Origin of the sequence: Corticicoccus populi (assembly GCF_042686195.1) — a bacterium.
Taxonomy (GTDB): Bacteria; Bacillota; Bacilli; order Staphylococcales; family Salinicoccaceae; genus Corticicoccus; species Corticicoccus populi.
This window is the reverse complement of the sequence record NZ_JBHUOQ010000004.1, coordinates 156,250-172,708: the sequence shown is the minus strand read 5'-3', so window position 1 is coordinate 172,708 and position 16,459 is coordinate 156,250. Positions and strand designations below refer to the sequence as shown.

The following is a 16,459-nucleotide window of genomic DNA, read 5'->3' as shown; positions in this document are numbered from 1 at the left end:
ATAACAAAAATGATATGAGGTGAAGTTGTGCTGAATAAAAAAATGAATGTACTGAAAAATGTTGTTGAGGCGGGGAGTTTTACTGAGGCAGCAAAGAAACTTTATACATCACAGCCGGCAGTCAGCAGAGATATTAAGCAGCTTGAAACAGAATATGAAATTCAAATATTTGAAGAGACGAAACACAAATTAAAACTGACTGCAGAGGGAGAGGTTCTTTACCGTTACGCTGTTGACATGGAGGTGATGAATGAGCATCTTATCAATGATATTTATCAGACCGCGGGAGAAGTGAAAGGGGATATTTATATTGGTGCAAGCCACTCATTCGGAGAGTTTGTCCTGCCTGGTATACTGATTGATATACATAGAAAGTATCCCGAACTGAACTGCCATGTGCATATCGGTAACTCTCAGGAAATCATTGATCATTTAAGGGATAAAACAATTGATATTGGTGTTATTGAAATAGACAAAACATATACAGGAATTGAATTATATCCCTTATTCAAAGATGAGATGGTAATGATAATACATAAATCACTGGATAAGGAGGGCGGCAGAGGGCAGAGTAAATGCTTTGTCCGGGAACCTTATTCAGGAACAAGATATTATCAGGAAACAGCACTCAAAAATACAGGATTGACACCTGTAAAAATAGAAATTAACAATACAGAATTGATAAAAGAATGTGTGAGGAATCGAATGGGGTTCAGCATTCTTTCAAAATTAGCTGTAGAACATGAAAATTTGAAAGAAATGCAGATAAGTCCAACAGGTATTACACGGAATTTTTCAGCAGCGGTTTCCAGTGGACGGTATAGGTCACTAAAAGTACAATCTGTTTTGGATATACTGCATTCAAATGCGTAGTTACTTTATTCTAATTAGTGTATCTTTTCAATTGAAGATGGTAAGATGTTCTTTCATAAATGATTTATATATTAATATTGTAAATTTGTGTAAAGATTCATTTGTTTTTCACATTTTTATAGTATAATTTTAATAAACAGGTATCGTTGAGGAGGTGCAGTTATGGGAACAATCCAGTTATTTTCAATTCGTAAATTAAAGGCTGGTGCAGCTTCAGTTGCGCTGGGGTTATTTATGCTGTCTCATCAGGTCAGTGCTGATGAAAAAGAGAATGGCGGCCCTGCTGTACCTGAAGAAACAATACATGCAGCGGAAGACATTGTTCTGCAGGATGAGGTAATATTCCAGGGTGAAAACTATAATCTGTCCGATAATATAGTGGATGCCGGTGGACCTGCTGTTGTTGATGTCATCGACATGACAGATGAAAATGCTGTCAACACTGATGTCCCGGGTCAGTATACCGGCACTGTAACGCTGGTGTTCGAGAATAATGAGACCATACAGCGTACAGTAAATATTATTGTAAAAGAAAGTGCGAATACAGACAGCAGTAATAATTCTGCAGATAAAGCGAATAGTGAAAAACCGGATGAGACTGCAGGTTCAGGTGCCGGCAATAAGATGTCAGAGGGTAAAGAGCAGCCGGAACAGGAACAAACTGAGGTTCCGAAAGAAAATGATACAGAATCAGAAGAGATGCAGAACCCTGCGGGCGGTGGTGAAGACGTAACCGAAGATAATCCTGAATCCTCCGAAAAAGATAAAGAGACCGATGGAAACCAGAATAATGATGAATCGGATGAAACGTCAGAGACTGAGGATCAGGAAAAGGGTGGTGACTCTGAGTCCACTGAAGAAGATAAAGAGACCGAAGAAAATCAGGATAATAACGAATCGGACGAAGCATCAGAGGCTGAGGATCAGGAAAAAGATGGTGACTCTGAGTCCGCTGAAGAAGATAAAGAGACCGAAGAAAATCAGGATAATGATGAATCGGATGAAATGTCAGAGACTGAAGACCAGGAAAAAGATGATGATTCTGAATCCACTGAAGAGGATACAGAGACCGGGGAAAACCAGAATAACGATAAATCGGATGAAGCGTCAGAAGATGAGAATCAGGAAAAGGGTGGTGACTCTGAGTCCGCTGAAGAAGATAAAGAGACCGAAGAAAATCAGGATAATAACGAATCGGACGAAGCATCAGAGGATGAGAGTCAGGGAAAAGGTAGTGACTCTGAGTCCACTGAAGAAGATACAGACACCGGAATTGTCGCAGAGCCTGAAAATTCATATGAAGAAACACCATCGGAAGGAAATGATGAAGTGCCGGAAGATTCAGCGTATCCGGAATATGAAGTTTCTGATGATAATGGCAGTGACACACCTGCAGATACTGAAGAAATAGAAGAATCACCGAAAATCACGGCAATGAAAAGTAATGAGACTGCTGATGATTTGGACGATTATATGACAGAAGATGAAATCGCAGAAATCTTGGGAGATATTAACCTTGATTTAGAGCATTCCAATGATGATGAGTCTAAAAGAAAATTGACACGTTCACTGCTGAAATATCTTTCTGACCTGCAGCAGGGAAGTGAGTACCATGCTGTAGCACCGCCGGGTTCGAGAGTCATGACAAAGGGTGAATTTCAGAAGGACAGGGACAGCCTGTATCCTCTGAATCCTGACAAATTTTATAATAAAGGTGATTTTACTGCCGATGCACGAGTTGAATGGGTGGCAGTTGCCGATTATACGAGGGACAGTATCACACCGACAGGAAATCATTTATATTTACTGGACGGCAGGAATCCGCTCAGCAGAGGCCATTTTGAAGTGCAGCATTATGAAACTGTAAATGAACAAAATGACAGCATTTCACCTGTCTTTAGAGTATCTGTCGGTACGGTGGATAGTTTGGAAGATGTAAATATTATCCTTGGTCCCGGTGCCGGCCCTGATGGTGTGAACTGGAATTTTGATAATCATGCTGAAGCCACAATGCACCGCGGAAATGAATTTAAAATGAGCAGCGATATTGCAGTGGGCAAACGTTTTGGTAAAGCGGTGGATATTTCAGAGAATAATATCGAGATGAATGTTTTGGAAGGTGACCAGCTTCAGGTAAAGATTAAGAAAATGAATGCCGGAGAGCATTTTATGTTTTCTGTCACAGGGACCCCCTTAAATAGTGATGGTGTCTTAAAAAGAGAGCACTTTGTTGCAGATGCACGTTTGAGTGCAGATTTCGCATAAATATATAATCACGACCGCCTCAATGGGCGGTCGTTTTTTGTAATGCATAGTGTTATAGATAGGTAGTGATATGTGTTATAAGGAAAATCCTTTATATTCAATGAATTGAACATGATTAATCAATTAAAATACCGCTGTGCATTATCGATATGATATGCACAGCGGTATGAAATTACTGCTCTAAAGCCTGACGTTTTTCCTGGACAGTATCAACCAGTACTTTAAGTGCTGCTGTTACTTCATCCTCTTTTCTTGTCTTTAATCCACAGTCAGGATTCACCCAGAAAAGTTTTGTGTCGATATTCGTCAGTGCACGGTCAATGGCTTCTTTAATCTCTTCAGGCTTCGGTATTCTCGGGCTGTGAATATCATAAACCCCTAAGCCGATACCAAGGTCATAAGTGATATCTTCAAAATCCTGTATCAAATCGCCGTGGCTTCTTGATGTTTCTATAGAGATTACATCGGCATCCAGTGCTTTAATTGCATGGATGATTTTACCGAACTGAGAGTAGCACATATGCGTATGAATCTGTGTTTCATCCTGTACGGATGAAGTGGAAATTTTGAATGCATTGACAGCATCATCTAAATATTGGCCGTGATACTCACTTCGGAGCGGCAGGCCTTCACGTAATGCAGGCTCATCCACCTGAATAATTGTAATACCTTCTTTTTCTAACTCCTGCACTTCATCTTTGATTGCGAGTGCGATTTGATTCATTACTTCTACTTTAGGAATATCTACTCTTTCAAATGACCAGTTTAAAATAGTTACAGGGCCGGTAAGCATACCTTTTACAGGTTTTTCGGTCAGGCTTTGTGCGTATAATGTTTCCTCCAAAGTCATAGGCTTGGTCCATTTAACATCACCGTAAATGATAGGCGGTTTGACTGCTCTTGTACCATAAGACTGTACCCAGCCGAATTTTGTTACCAGGAAGCCGGCGAGTCTCTCACCAAAGAATTCCACCATATCATTTCTTTCGAACTCACCGTGGACCAGGACATCGATATCCAGGTCTTCCTGAATATCAATCCATCGTTTTGTTTCGGATTCGATAAATGTTCTGTACTCTTCGTCGCTGATCCGGTTGTTTTTCCAGTCTGCACGATATTTACGAACCTCTTTTGACTGAGGGAAAGAGCCGATGGTTGTTGTCGGTAACAGCGGCAGATTTAACTTTTCCTGCTGTTTTGCACTTCTCGACTCAAACGCCGAAGCTCTTTCTACAGGAACATCAAAGTCATATTCCAGATGTTTGAAGGACTGGTTGTTGAAATTAACAAAACGTTCCTGCAGCGCGTCGAGCTGTGAGCTGTCATTATGATTGAAGTAGGCTTTTAATGCAGCAAGCTCTTCAAGTTTTTCAGTCGCAAATGCAAGACCGTCTTCCACAGATTGATCCAGTGACTCATTTTTCAGTGTTACAGGAACGTGAAGCAGTGTAGATGACGGTTGAATAGTTAAATCATCCACATGGTCTTTAAGTGTCTGCACAGTTGATTTGACTGTTTCCAGGTCACTTCTCCAAACATTACGGCCGTCAATAACACCTGCATAGAGTGCTTTATTCTTCAAATCGCCATTTTTAATCTGCTTTAAATTTTCACCCTGGTCATGAACAAAGTCGAGACCAAGACCGTAGACAGGAAGTGAGGACAGAAATTCAACATCCGCTCTTTCAAAATATGTCTGGATGACGATGTTTTTACCATCAAGAGCATCATTAAAGTACTCATACACTTCTTTAGTGATATCTTTCAGTGATTCAGAGCTGTCTGTGACAAGTATGGGCTCATCGACCTGGAAGTAATCCACATCACCAAACTGATTGAAGTATTCTGTATATAACGGCAGAAGACTTCTCACTTTTTCCTCAAAAGACTGACTGCCGCCTTTTGATAATGCAACATAAGTGACAGGACCGACAATGACAGGGTGGGTGCTGCCGGAGCGCTCAGTGTACTGCCTGTCAAATGCGCTCTGATTGAACTTAGGCGATACATTATCCCATTCGGGAACGATGTAATGATAATTGGTGTTGAACCATTTAAGCAGTGCGCTTGCGACATGTTCTTTATTCCCTCTTGCGATGTTGTAGAGGAGTGTTTCATCGACGTCCTGTCCCTGGAAACGTTCAGGAATGATATTGAATAACAGTGAGGCATCGAGAACATGATCGTAATAAGAAAAGTCTCCGCTCGGCAGTGAGTCGATGGAATAGCCCTCCTGTAGTGCCTCGTTGTCAGCTTTAATATTTTTCAGCGTATCATGCAGCTCATTCAGTTCGATTTGTCCGTTCCAGTAATTTTCAATTGCCTTTTTCCATTCTCTTTTTTCACCCAGTCTTGGGAATCCCAGATTTGAAGTTTTAATTGTCATATAATCTCTCCTTTTGAATTTAATGATTCTTCTATAGATTTTGCATAATCAACTAAATGTATTGATAAATCATATTTTAAGAACGGCGTAATAATGTAAAGGCCGTTAAAATATTTATAAACTTCATCAATCAGTGCCTCACAGTATTTAAATGTGAGTGCTTTCGTAGCTTCTCTGTCGTCTCTGACTTCATAAAATGCGTTCAGCAGTTCTTCTGAAAGCTTAATGCCTGGTATTTCATTGTGAATGAAAGCGGCATTGTTGTAGCTGGTAATCGGCATGACACCGATGAATACCGGCATGTCCAGTTCTCTTGTTGCATCATATATTTCTTTTACTCTGGAAGCATCAAACACAGGCTGTGTAATAAAGTAATCCATGCCCGCTTCTTTTTTCTTATGGAGCTGTTTCACAACAGCATCCAGCCGTCTTGCGTTCGAGTTCAAAGCCCCGGCAACAGTGAAGTCCGTCTTAACTTTTAATGATTCACCGTTCATATTCATGCCGTTGTTAAATTGTTTAATGACCTGGGTCAGCCCTTTTGAATTAACATCATATACGCTCGTTGCACCCGGGAAGTGACCGATTTTGGACGGATCGCCTGTAATGGCCAGGATATCTGTGACACCAAGCAGTGACAGTCCCATTAAATCCGACTGAAGTCCGATTAAGTTGCGGTCACGGCAGGCGATGTGTGCGAGAACACGTATATCATATTTTTCTTTAATCATTCCTGCGGCAACGATATTCGAAATTCTTGCCTGGGCGAGAGAGTTGTCTGCGATGGTCACGGCATCGACATTTCTTTTGGTCAGAGCGTCAACACCTTTAAAAAATTTTTCTGTTTCCAGATGTTTTGGTGTATCCAGTTCGACGATGACAGTTTTGCTTTCCAGTACAAGGTCCTTTAAAGAAGTCGCTTTTTTTTGTGACGCAGAGCGGATTTCTTCATAAGGAATCACTTTTTTGTTCGTTACAGGTTTTTTGCCGTGCACATGATTATAAATCTGCCGGATATGATCCGGTGTTGTACCGCAGCATCCCCCGACAAGCCGTATCCCTTCCTGGACAAGCATGTCAGCGATATCTCCGAAGTAGGACGCATTTTCGGAATAATGAAATTCATTGTCCTCAAAGTCAAGCATACTGGAATTAGGGTAACAGCTTAGAAATGCACCTTCAGGCAGCTCTATATGCTTAAATGCTTCTTTCATATGGTGCGGACCGTGGTGGCAGTTCAGACCGACAACATCTGCACCGGCCTCAACGAGCTTCTTCAGTGCCTCGTTGATTAAGTAACCGTTATACAGAGATTTCGTATTTGGTGCTGTCAGTTGTGCAATGACAGGAATGTCATAGTGTTTCTTTGTATGCTTCACAATAGCTATGAGTTCATCAAAATCATAATAAGTTTCAAAAAGAATCGCATCGACACCATTTGAAACAAGAGCATCAATCTGAATGTCCGAGTGGTAAAGAATACTCTCGAGGCTGTAGTCTTCTTTTTTGTTTGTTCTGAAGCCGCCGACAGTGCCGAGAATATAAGTGTTTTCTCCTGCAGCCTTTCTGGCGATTTCAACTGCTGCAGTATGAATATGCTTTACTTCATGTTCGAGACCGAACACTTTTAGTTTTTCATAGTTTGCACCGTAAGTATTGGTTTGAATAATATCTGCACCGCTCTCGATATAAGAACGGTGAATTTTTTCGATTTTTTCGGGATGCGTTAAATTGTATTCTTCAGGACAGGTATTCTGGCCTTCAGAGTAAAGGATGGTTCCCATTGCGCCATCGGCAATGAGAACTTTATCTTTCAAATCATTTAAAAGTCCCATGTAATCACTCCTGAGTAGATAATCTGTGATTCACTTTCCGTCCGCGCTGGACGATGGTTGCATGTTTTTCCTGTACGAACAGCAGTGCAACAGCAGAGAGCAGGCATGGGATTGCAAAGCCGAGGAATGACATCTGCGGTGCAATATTTGTCATGAATATCATTCCGATGAGAAGCGGTCCGAGCACTGAACCAATCCGCCCGACCCCGACTGCGACGCTCAGGCCGGTTCCCCTGATATCTGTCGGATAGAACATTGTAATATACGGGTTGATTAAGTTTTGAGTGCCTGCGGTACAAGCGCCTGCCACTGCAATAAGAACGAATAATAATGCTGTACTTCCAGTAAAGCTGAGTGCTGCAAAACATAATGTTCCGGTGAAGAGCAGGGTGAGAAGTACATTTCTATGTCCGATACGGTCCACCATGTAGCCGCCTGCAATCGTCCCTGCAATCTGTCCGACAGCAAGTGTCATTGTGAAGATTAAGCTTGATGACACGCCGAAACCGGATTCCTGCATAATGTTCGGCAGCCAGTTACCGAGGCCTGCAATCATCATCAGAGTACCAATGACAGCTATCCAGAACATTACAGTGCTGAACGCTCTGTTGTTATTGAACAGTTTCTGTACAGGCACACCTTTTGTTTCACGTGAAACATCAGTGAGGTAAAATGAATCTTTTTCGGAATAGCTGCTGCTTCCCGTAACTTTATTTAAAATGTTGGCTATTTCAACGTTATTCCCTTTTCTGACGTGGTAGGTCGTTGATTCAGGGAATTGCTTTAACAGAAACGGAATAACAAGTAATGTTAGTATGCTGATCCAGAATAAAAAGCGCCAGCTGAGGTATTCAAGTGCAAATATCCCGAACAGTGAAGCACCGATTGTCCCGATGGAATAACCTGTGTACATCAGTGCAACGATCATTGCTCTGTTTTTAAGGGGGGAATATTCAGCCATTAATGAGATGACAGCAGGCATCAGTCCACCCATACATATTGCAGCAATAAAACGAAATATGATAAATGTTGTTTCATTTGGTGCAAAACCAGCCAGAAAATTAAAGAGGCCGATAATAATCAGGCTGAAAGTCAGAACTTTTTTCTTGCCTATGACATCACCGAGTGAGCCGAGGAGGAAGGTTCCGACCATCATGCCAATCATCGTATAACTGCCGATCGCTCCGGCCTGTGCAGGAGTGATATTATAATCGACAAGCATCTCGGGCAGTGCGATACCGTAAAGTGCAATATCAAAGCCGTCTGATGATATGGCGAAGAAGCACCATAAAAATATTACAAGGTGAAATTTATTGAATTTACTTTGAGCAATAACCGTTTCGGGATTAACTTTGTTCATTTACATCTCTCCATCATTTATTTCCATACATCTTCTGCGATACTGATGACGTGTTTGATTTTGTTCCACTGATCGTCTTCGGTGAGTACATTGCCTTCTTCAGTTGATGCAAAACCGCACTGTGGACTCAGGGCAAGCTGTTCAAGAGGAACATATTCACTCGCTTCTTTGATACGTGCTTTTACTGCATCAGGATCTTCAAGTACACCGTCTTTGGAAGTAATCAGACCGAGTACGATAAATACATTATCCCGGTTGACGTGTCTGAGCGGTCTGAAATCTCCGGAGCGGTCACTGTCATATTCCAAAAAGAAGCCGTCAATATTCAAGCGGCCGAATATTTCTTTTGCGACCGGTTCATAACCGCCGGACGTAATCCATGTAGAGCGGAAGTTTCCGCGGCATATGTGCATCGTGATTTTTAAGTCTTCAGGCTTTCCTTCAACAACCCTGTTCAGAGTTTCCAGGTATTTTTCTTTTAAAGCATCAGGATCTTTCCCCTGCTCAATCAGCTTCTGTCTCTGCTCATCAGAACATAAGTAACCCCATGAAGTGTCATCCAGCTGAAGATATCGGCAGCCAGCATCATAGAAGTCTTTGAGCACCTGACGGTATGTTTCTACAAGGTCATCAAAGAAAACTTCTTCATCCGGATAGATATCTTCACTCACTTCTCCGCGGAAGTGAAGCATATTAGGACTTGGAATCGCATATTTCGCAACAGTATCTCCTGCTGTTTCCTGAAGGTATTTAAAGAACTTCAGTTCAGGGTGTGTCTGGTAATGAAGTTTATCCGAGACCTTGATTTGTCTTGCTTTTGTCGTCGTATTCTTAAACTGAATACCACCGCCGCCTTCCGTACCGGTGACGCCACCGAGCCCTTCGAGAAAATCGAAGTGCCACCATGCACGTCTGAATTCACCATCGGAAACGGCTTTCAGACCGAGTGATTTCTGTTTTTCAACGATGCGCGCGATTTCTTTATCTTCAACCTCTCTTAGAGCCTCAAGAGTGATTTCATCAGCTGCATATTTTTCACGTGCTTCTTTTAATACTGCGGGTCTTAATAAGCTCCCGACATGGTCGTATCTGTATATCTCTAATCCCATTTCCAATAACCTCTCTTTAAAAAGTATTGTATAAATCCTATCATGACTGTAAGATATAGACTAACTGATGTTTTGAATACATTGATATAACTTTTAGCTATAACAGAAAGTGAGGTATTTTATGTCCATTCAACAATTGAGATATTTAATTGCTGTAGTAAACAGCGGATCGATTAATGAAGCGGCGAGAGGGCTGTATATTTCACAGCCGACACTGTCTAAAGCCATCAAAGAGCTTGAGAGTGAGATGGGGATCAATATATTTACAAGAACTTCAAAAGGGATTTCTTTATCGTCTGACGGTGCAGAGTTTTTGAGTTATGCAAGACAGGTTGTTGAGCAGGTTGAATTGATGGAGAACAGGTATCTCGATAAACCTTACCAGGAGCAGTTGTTGTCAGTTTCGACCCAGCATTACTCATTCTCTGTGGATGCGATGGTAATGATGATTGATAAGTATGGAGGGGATAAATATCAATTTTCACTTAAAGAGTCGAGAACGTTTGAAATTATCGAAGATGTTAAAAACCTGAAGAGTGAGATTGGTATTCTATATATGAACCAATTTAATGAAAAAATTATCTCACAGCTCCTGAAAGAGAGTCAGCTTGAATTCACGCCGCTCTTTACTGCGAGACCGCATGTATTTATCAGTAAGGATAATCCACTTGCTTCAAAAAAATCAGTAGGAATAGATGAGCTTGATCCATACCCCCGCCTGTCATACGAACAGGGTGAGAATAATTCATTTTATTTTTCAGAGGAAATTTTAAGTACTTTAAAAGTATCGAAGAGTATCCAGGTGAGTGACAGAGCGACACTATTTAACTGTCTGATCGGCTTGAATGGTTATACGATTTCAACAGGGATACTCAGTGAGAAGTTAAACGGCACCGATATTATACCGATACCGCTGGATATTAAAGATAATATTAATGTAGGGTGGATTGTAAATAAAAAAGCACAGCTCAGCCGGATGGCGAAGCTGTACCTGGAAGAACTTGAACAGTGTATGGCGTTGTATAAGCTCTTATAACGCTGTGCGTTATTTATAAATATATTCAATGACCTCGAGTGCCTGGTCAAGTGTTTCTACTGTGACATTTGCTTTGTTGGATAATTCTTTCAAAGGATGAATCACTGATTCAGGACGGACAATAATGACCGGTTTTCCTGAATGTATCGCCGTTGCAACGTCCATTGTAGTGTTCCACTGCTTGTATTCTTCCCCGAATAAAGCAATGACAAAATCAGCCTTATTCATTAATACGGATGTTCTGAAATTGTTGACACTGGATGCGGCATCATCCTTAAAAAACGGACCCGGCTGCTCTCCTAAAATTTGTTCACCGATATTATCCGATAAATCATGATCAGTCTGAGGAGAGACGAAGTTGAGAGGGAGTCCTTTCTCCTTTGCTTTTTCAGTTAAATCATCACGCCAGCTTCCGTGGATATGACCGGCTAAATACACAGTAAATTCCATGAATATTCCTCCTTGAAATAAATAAGATTCATCATTATTATACCCGTCTTTAAATGTGTTAAAATGTGTTTGCAGTAATTTTGTATCTTTTTTGAAAGGATAACCAATCATGATGAAAGTTGCATTATTTGATTTTGACGGCACGATATATCCATATGAGACATTTAATATTCTGATGGAAAAATTAAAAACGCATCCTGAGTATAAAAAATCTTACAGAATATTTATGACGAAATTTTTGCCGGTATATACGGCTTATAAGCTTAATATTATTTCTAAAATGCTCATGCAGAAGAAGGCGATGGAACTGTACATGCTGTCTTTTAAGGGACGGAGTAAAGCAGAAATAGAAGACTTTTTCGCTCAGGCAGCAGCAGGAATGGCAGAGGATTTAAGAACATCCCTCATTGAAGAAATAAAAGAGTTAAGACAAAAAAATTATTATACAGTACTCATCTCAGGTGCATATGTTCCGTTACTAGAGGCGTTATTTGATAAGGGACATTTTGACTGTATTATTGGCACCGAGGTGCATTACAGCGGTGGTGCATATAACTATAAAGAAGGTGTCCAGCGTGTTCATGCCGAGGGTAAGATTGACAGCATAAAGCAGCATTTTCATGATAAACAGATTGATTGGAATGAATCCTGTGCATACAGTGACAGTTACACAGACTTAAAAATGCTTGAGCTCGTCGGTCATCCGGTTGCTGTAACACCCGACCCAAAACTGCTTGAAACAGCGCAGTCAAATAATTGGAGAATTTATTCAGAAGAAAATGGAGGTTCACTATGAGTTTATTAAATATTGAGCAATCAGAATTGTATCCAACGGAGAAGTTAGGTCCCGGCGTTGAAGGAACTTTATTATATAAAGTCGGAGAACAGACAGAGTTTCCCGGCGCTTATATCACAACCAATGAAAGAATGATTATGAGTGTTGATATGAACGGGGAAGCATATAAGCGTGTGTTCAGCTATCAGGACATTATTAAAGTATATGTAGAAAAAGAGGCACTGTTTTTGGAATTCCCCGAAGGTATGGGAAGAATCGCAATGGTTAATATCACTGACGGTGATGAAGCAGAATTCGTTGATTATGTTACAAAAAAAATCAATGCTTAATTCAACCGGCTTTAAAAGAGAGGTGCAGCAATTTTTGCTGTATCTCCTTTTTTGAATAACAACTTTTCAATCAGTATGTCACATTGATAAAGTGGTATCACTAATTACCCCCTTTTATCATTAAATTAAAAGGAGTATAATTAAGAGTGTTGATAGAATAATTTGTCATATATAAATCATCAAGTACGTATTTTACATATTGATGATTTTTAATTATGTAGTAAGGGAGCATTGCAGTTAAGATGAACAATGTAAAAACTAACACAGATGTAATTTTAATTGGTAGTGGAATAATGAGTGCTACATTAGGCACATTGATTAAAGAGCTGAACCCGGACTGGGGAATTAAAGTATTTGAAAAGTTAGGCGCTCCGGCACTTGAGAGTTCTGATGCAATGAATAATGCAGGAACAGGTCATTCTGCATTGTGTGAATTAAACTATACACCCGAAAGTAAAGATGGAAGTCTGGATATTCATAAAGCAGTCAAAGTTAACGAGCAGTTCCAGCTGTCAAAACAGTTCTGGGCGTCATTAGTCCGTGATGGAAAACTCGATAAACCCGGCGATTTTATTAAAGCGGTTCCACACTTGAGTTTTGTTGAAGGAGAGAAGAACGTAAACTTCCTGAAAAGACGTATGGAAGCACTGGTAAATAACCCGTTATTTGAAGGTATGGAGTTTTCAAGTAATCATGAAAAACTTCGGGAATGGATGCCTTTGATGATGGAGGGGCGTGGAGAAAATCTTCCAATCGCAGCAACAAAAATAAAATATGGTACAGATATTAATTTTGGAAGTTTAACACGTAAACTATTCAATCTGCTTGAACGTTCCGGGGCATCATTGAACTATAATCATGAAGTGCTGGATATAAAAAAGCTGGGATCTGAAAAATGGCAGGTTAAAGTAAAAAATTCAACAACGGGTCACGTTGAATATCACATCAGCCGCTTTGTATTTATTGGAGCGGGCGGGGCGACACTGCCGTTGCTTCAGAAGACAAAAATAAAAGAATCAAAGCATGTCGGCGGATTTCCGGTCAGTGGTTTATTTTTAGTGTGTAATAATCCGGAAATTGTAGAAAAGCATGAAGGGAAAGTTTACGGCAAGGCGAAAGTCGGTGCACCTCCGATGTCTGTGCCGCATCTTGATACACGTTATATAGACGGGAAAAAGTCTTTGTTATTCGGACCTTTTGCAGGTTTTTCACCGAAGTTTTTAAAAACAGGATCATATTTTGACCTGATCGGATCAGTAAAACCGTATAACGTTACTACAATGCTTGCAGCAGGGGCGAAAGAAATGGGATTGACCAAATACTTAGTTCAGCAGGTGTTATTATCAGAAGAAGCCCGTATGAATGAATTAAGGGAGTTTGTCCCGAATGCAGTCAGTAATGACTGGGAAACTGTTGTTGCAGGACAAAGGGTGCAGGTGATAAAAGACACAGAAAGTAACGGTAAAGGAACGCTGCAGTTCGGTACTGAGGTAATTACAAGTGAAGATGGAAGTATCGCAGCACTGCTTGGTGCGTCACCGGGTGCGTCTGTATCAGTTGAGGTAATGATTGATATACTTAAACGCTGCTTCCCCGAAGAATATAAAGAATGGCTGCCGAAACTGAAAGACATGATCCCATCTCTTGGATTAATGCTTTCAGAAGAGCCGGAACTCTACAAAAAAGTCCAGGAAGATACAGATGAAGTTCTGGATTTAAAAGAATCAAAAGTAATATTGTCATAACTAAAGTGGCTGAATAACGCTCCAATAATGCCTGTGTTCCTGCAGGTTTAAAACTAAATAATATAAATTAAGAAGCAGGCGGATCTTCCGCCTGCTTCTTATGTTCTCCTGTTTTTTAATGCATTCTCAATGTCATCAATTACATCCTGGACATTTTCAATACCTATGGACAAACGAATCAACTGCTCATCGATCCGGCGTTTTCTCAACTCATCCACCGGCATATCTGCATGTGTCTGTGTGAAAGGGAAAGTAATAAATGTTTCTGTACCTCCGAGACTCTCGGCAAACGTACATACTTCAATATTTTCAAGGAGTTTTGCAACACTGTACTTCTCATCAAGTCTGAGGCTGAGCATTCCTGTCTTCCCTGAGTACATGACTTCTTCTATTGCCTCATGATTATCAAAGTGTGCAGCGACTGCCCGGGCATTTTCACTTGAACGCTCCATTCTTAAGTGAAGTGTTTTTAAACCTCTAATCAGGAGATAACTGTCAATCGGAGATAGTGTAGCGCCTGTCATATTATGAAATTCAAATAGTTTTTCTCCAAGTGTTTCATCCTTAACCGTGACCACTCCTGCGAGGACATCGTTATGACCGCCTATATATTTTGTGGCCGAATGAATTACAATGTCAGCACCCTCCTGAAGCGGCCGGGAGAGGTAAGGTGTTAAAAAAGTGTTATCAATAATGGTCATGATATTATTCTTTTGAGCGATTTTATAAAGCGGCTCGAGTGGTGTAATATCCATTGACGGATTTGAAATCGGCTCTATGAAGAATGCTTTAGTGTTTGGGTTTATCTCTTCTTCAATTTCATCTAAATTTGAGAAATCGACATACTTAAATTTAATATTATAAGTAGAGGTATAAAAATCAAACATTCTGAATGTGCCGCCGTATAAGTCAAAGCTGACGAGGATTTCATCCCCGGGTTTGAACAGGTTGCAGATGAGCTGAATTGCCGCCATACCGCTTGATGTTGCGAATGAATGCGTCCCGTCTTCTAATTCTGCGAACGCTTCTTCAAATTGTGTACGTGTGGGATTTTTAGTTCTTGTATAGTCATAACCGGTAGACTGTCCAAGTTTTGGATGCTCATAGGCAGTTGCCAGATAGATTGGATTAGTCGTTGCTCCGGTATGATCTTTAGTCAAAGAAAGTTGTGAAAGTTTTGTCTCCATGTATTAGCCTCCAGTGATTAATCTTAATTAGATAATTACGACTATTATAAACTATAAGGTGCTTCATAAACAGACTATTACGAAAATACTTTTGTATTCTTTAATTTAAAAATGAATCACGATGTAAAATTATATTTTTATATGAAAAAGTAACGATATAATAGAAGTGCTGGTTGTAATGCTGAAAACACTTTTACACTAATTGTTTAATATGTGTTATAACGCATATCGCACTATAGTTACTGCAACGTTATAAAGTTGTTGGATAACAGGCTGCATTGATGGTAAAATATATATTGAAAACAGAATGAGGTTATATGGAGGATAATATAATGAGCGAATCAAACAAAGCAGTTTTTTATACAACCGCGCAGGTTACTGAAATGGTGGATTTATCAGACCAGAATGTAAGAAAGTATGTAAGATTGCTTGAAGACAGAGATTACAATGTTGCAAAAGATGAGCATAACAGACGTCTCTTTTCCAGTAATGATGTGGTAGTGCTGAAGGAATTGATTGTACAGGCTAAACAGCCAGCATATACTCTTGAGACCGCAGCTGATGAAGTCGTAGGGAATCTTGACAGTATTCTCTCTAAAAATGAAAATTCAGTACAAAAAAACGTTAATAATAACGATGTAACAGAGATGTTCATTAAAGTAATGGAGAAACTGGAAGATATCCAGGAAGAAAACAGGGATTTAAAATCAAATATTAATAATTTGGTCCACCGGCTGGAAGAGTATGATAATCAGCCTAGACAGAATTATTTAGAGTATTCCGAAGAAGACAAAGAAGAAGATTCAAAAGACGACGCACCGGATGATGAAGATACTACTGACAATGCAGCTGAAACAGAAGAAAGTGAACAGTCTGCTGAGGAATCATCTAATCAGGAGCAGGAGGATTCGAATCAGGAGGAGACTGCTGACGGGGAAGAAAGCTCTGAAGAAACAGGGAATAACATTGATATGGGTGAATATAAATCAGAAGAACAGGAACAAGAGGAGAATGAAAAGAAACCTGAGAAAAAAGGAATTTTCGGCGGCTTCTTTGATTTTCTAAAAGGCTGATCCACGTATTTTATT

13 protein-coding genes are annotated in these 16,459 nt (G+C 40.2%); 7 read left to right on the top strand and 6 right to left on the bottom strand.

The window, feature by feature from the left end; genetic code table 11:
- Positions 1-27: 27 nt before the first annotated feature.
- Positions 28-873, top strand: a complete 846-nt coding sequence (locus ACFSX4_RS10585; RefSeq protein ID WP_377774387.1) for a LysR family transcriptional regulator — start codon at positions 28-30, stop codon at positions 871-873.
- A 162-nt stretch (positions 874-1,035) separates the two neighbouring features.
- Positions 1,036-3,138 carry a YSIRK-type signal peptide-containing protein gene (locus ACFSX4_RS10580; protein WP_377774385.1) on the top strand — a complete coding sequence of 701 codons (2,103 nt, stop codon included), beginning with the start codon at positions 1,036-1,038 and terminating at the stop codon, positions 3,136-3,138.
- A gap of 172 nt (positions 3,139-3,310) precedes the next feature.
- Here the strand turns inward: ACFSX4_RS10580 and metE are convergent, their stop codons facing one another.
- From metE to ACFSX4_RS10560, 4 genes are read right to left on the bottom strand one after another with little or no spacing between them, the layout of a single operon-like run.
- Positions 3,311-5,524: a 5-methyltetrahydropteroyltriglutamate--homocysteine S-methyltransferase gene (gene metE / locus ACFSX4_RS10575; protein WP_377774383.1), complete on the bottom strand. Its 2,214-nt coding sequence runs from the start codon at positions 5,522-5,524 to the stop codon at positions 3,311-3,313.
- Positions 5,521-7,359: a bifunctional homocysteine S-methyltransferase/methylenetetrahydrofolate reductase gene (locus tag ACFSX4_RS10570; RefSeq protein WP_377774381.1), complete on the bottom strand. Its 1,839-nt coding sequence runs from the start codon at positions 7,357-7,359 to the stop codon at positions 5,521-5,523. Before ACFSX4_RS10570 ends, metE begins: the two co-directional genes overlap by 4 nt.
- 4 nt (positions 7,360-7,363) lie before the next feature.
- Complete coding sequence (locus ACFSX4_RS10565) at positions 7,364-8,719, bottom strand: MFS transporter (RefSeq protein WP_377774379.1); 1,356 nt, start codon at positions 8,717-8,719, stop codon at positions 7,364-7,366.
- 17 nt (positions 8,720-8,736) lie between these two features.
- The gene (locus ACFSX4_RS10560; protein ID WP_377774377.1) at positions 8,737-9,828 is read right to left on the bottom strand and encodes a 5-methyltetrahydropteroyltriglutamate--homocysteine S-methyltransferase; all 1,092 of its coding nucleotides are present in this window, start codon (positions 9,826-9,828) and stop codon (positions 8,737-8,739) included.
- Between the two features lie 121 nt (positions 9,829-9,949).
- Here ACFSX4_RS10560 and ACFSX4_RS10555 point away from each other — a divergent pair, with 121 nt between their 5' ends.
- Entirely contained in the window at positions 9,950-10,864 is a 915-nt protein-coding gene (locus ACFSX4_RS10555; RefSeq protein WP_377774375.1) for a LysR family transcriptional regulator, read from the top strand.
- A gap of 9 nt (positions 10,865-10,873) precedes the next feature.
- Here ACFSX4_RS10555 and ACFSX4_RS10550 read toward each other — a convergent pair whose 3' ends face one another.
- Positions 10,874-11,314 (bottom strand): YtoQ family protein, encoded by a 441-nt coding sequence (locus ACFSX4_RS10550; RefSeq protein WP_377774373.1) that lies wholly within the window; start codon positions 11,312-11,314, stop codon positions 10,874-10,876.
- A 109-nt stretch (positions 11,315-11,423) separates the two neighbouring features.
- Here ACFSX4_RS10550 and ACFSX4_RS10545 point away from each other — a divergent pair, with 109 nt between their 5' ends.
- The 3 genes from ACFSX4_RS10545 to mqo all read left to right on the top strand — a co-directional run bounded on the left by ACFSX4_RS10545 (position 11,424) and on the right by mqo (position 14,184).
- Entirely contained in the window at positions 11,424-12,110 is a 687-nt protein-coding gene (locus ACFSX4_RS10545; protein ID WP_377774371.1) for an HAD family hydrolase, read from the top strand.
- Positions 12,107-12,439, top strand: a complete 333-nt coding sequence (locus ACFSX4_RS10540; RefSeq protein ID WP_377774369.1) for a hypothetical protein — start codon at positions 12,107-12,109, stop codon at positions 12,437-12,439. The genes ACFSX4_RS10545 and ACFSX4_RS10540 overlap by 4 nt, the downstream gene beginning before the upstream one ends.
- A 242-nt stretch (positions 12,440-12,681) precedes the next feature.
- The gene (gene mqo, locus ACFSX4_RS10535; RefSeq protein ID WP_377774367.1) at positions 12,682-14,184 is read left to right on the top strand and encodes a malate dehydrogenase (quinone); all 1,503 of its coding nucleotides are present in this window, start codon (positions 12,682-12,684) and stop codon (positions 14,182-14,184) included.
- Between the two features lie 98 nt (positions 14,185-14,282).
- Here the strand turns inward: mqo and ACFSX4_RS10530 are convergent, their stop codons facing one another.
- On the bottom strand, positions 14,283-15,371 hold the full coding sequence (locus ACFSX4_RS10530) for an aminotransferase class V-fold PLP-dependent enzyme (protein WP_377774365.1): 1,089 nt from the start codon (positions 15,369-15,371) through the stop codon (positions 14,283-14,285).
- Positions 15,372-15,703: 332 nt separating this feature from the next.
- Between ACFSX4_RS10530 and ACFSX4_RS10525 the strand changes: the two genes are divergently transcribed.
- Positions 15,704-16,444: a hypothetical protein gene (locus tag ACFSX4_RS10525; RefSeq protein WP_377774363.1), complete on the top strand. Its 741-nt coding sequence runs from the start codon at positions 15,704-15,706 to the stop codon at positions 16,442-16,444.
- The last annotated feature ends 15 nt before the right edge of the window (positions 16,445-16,459 follow it).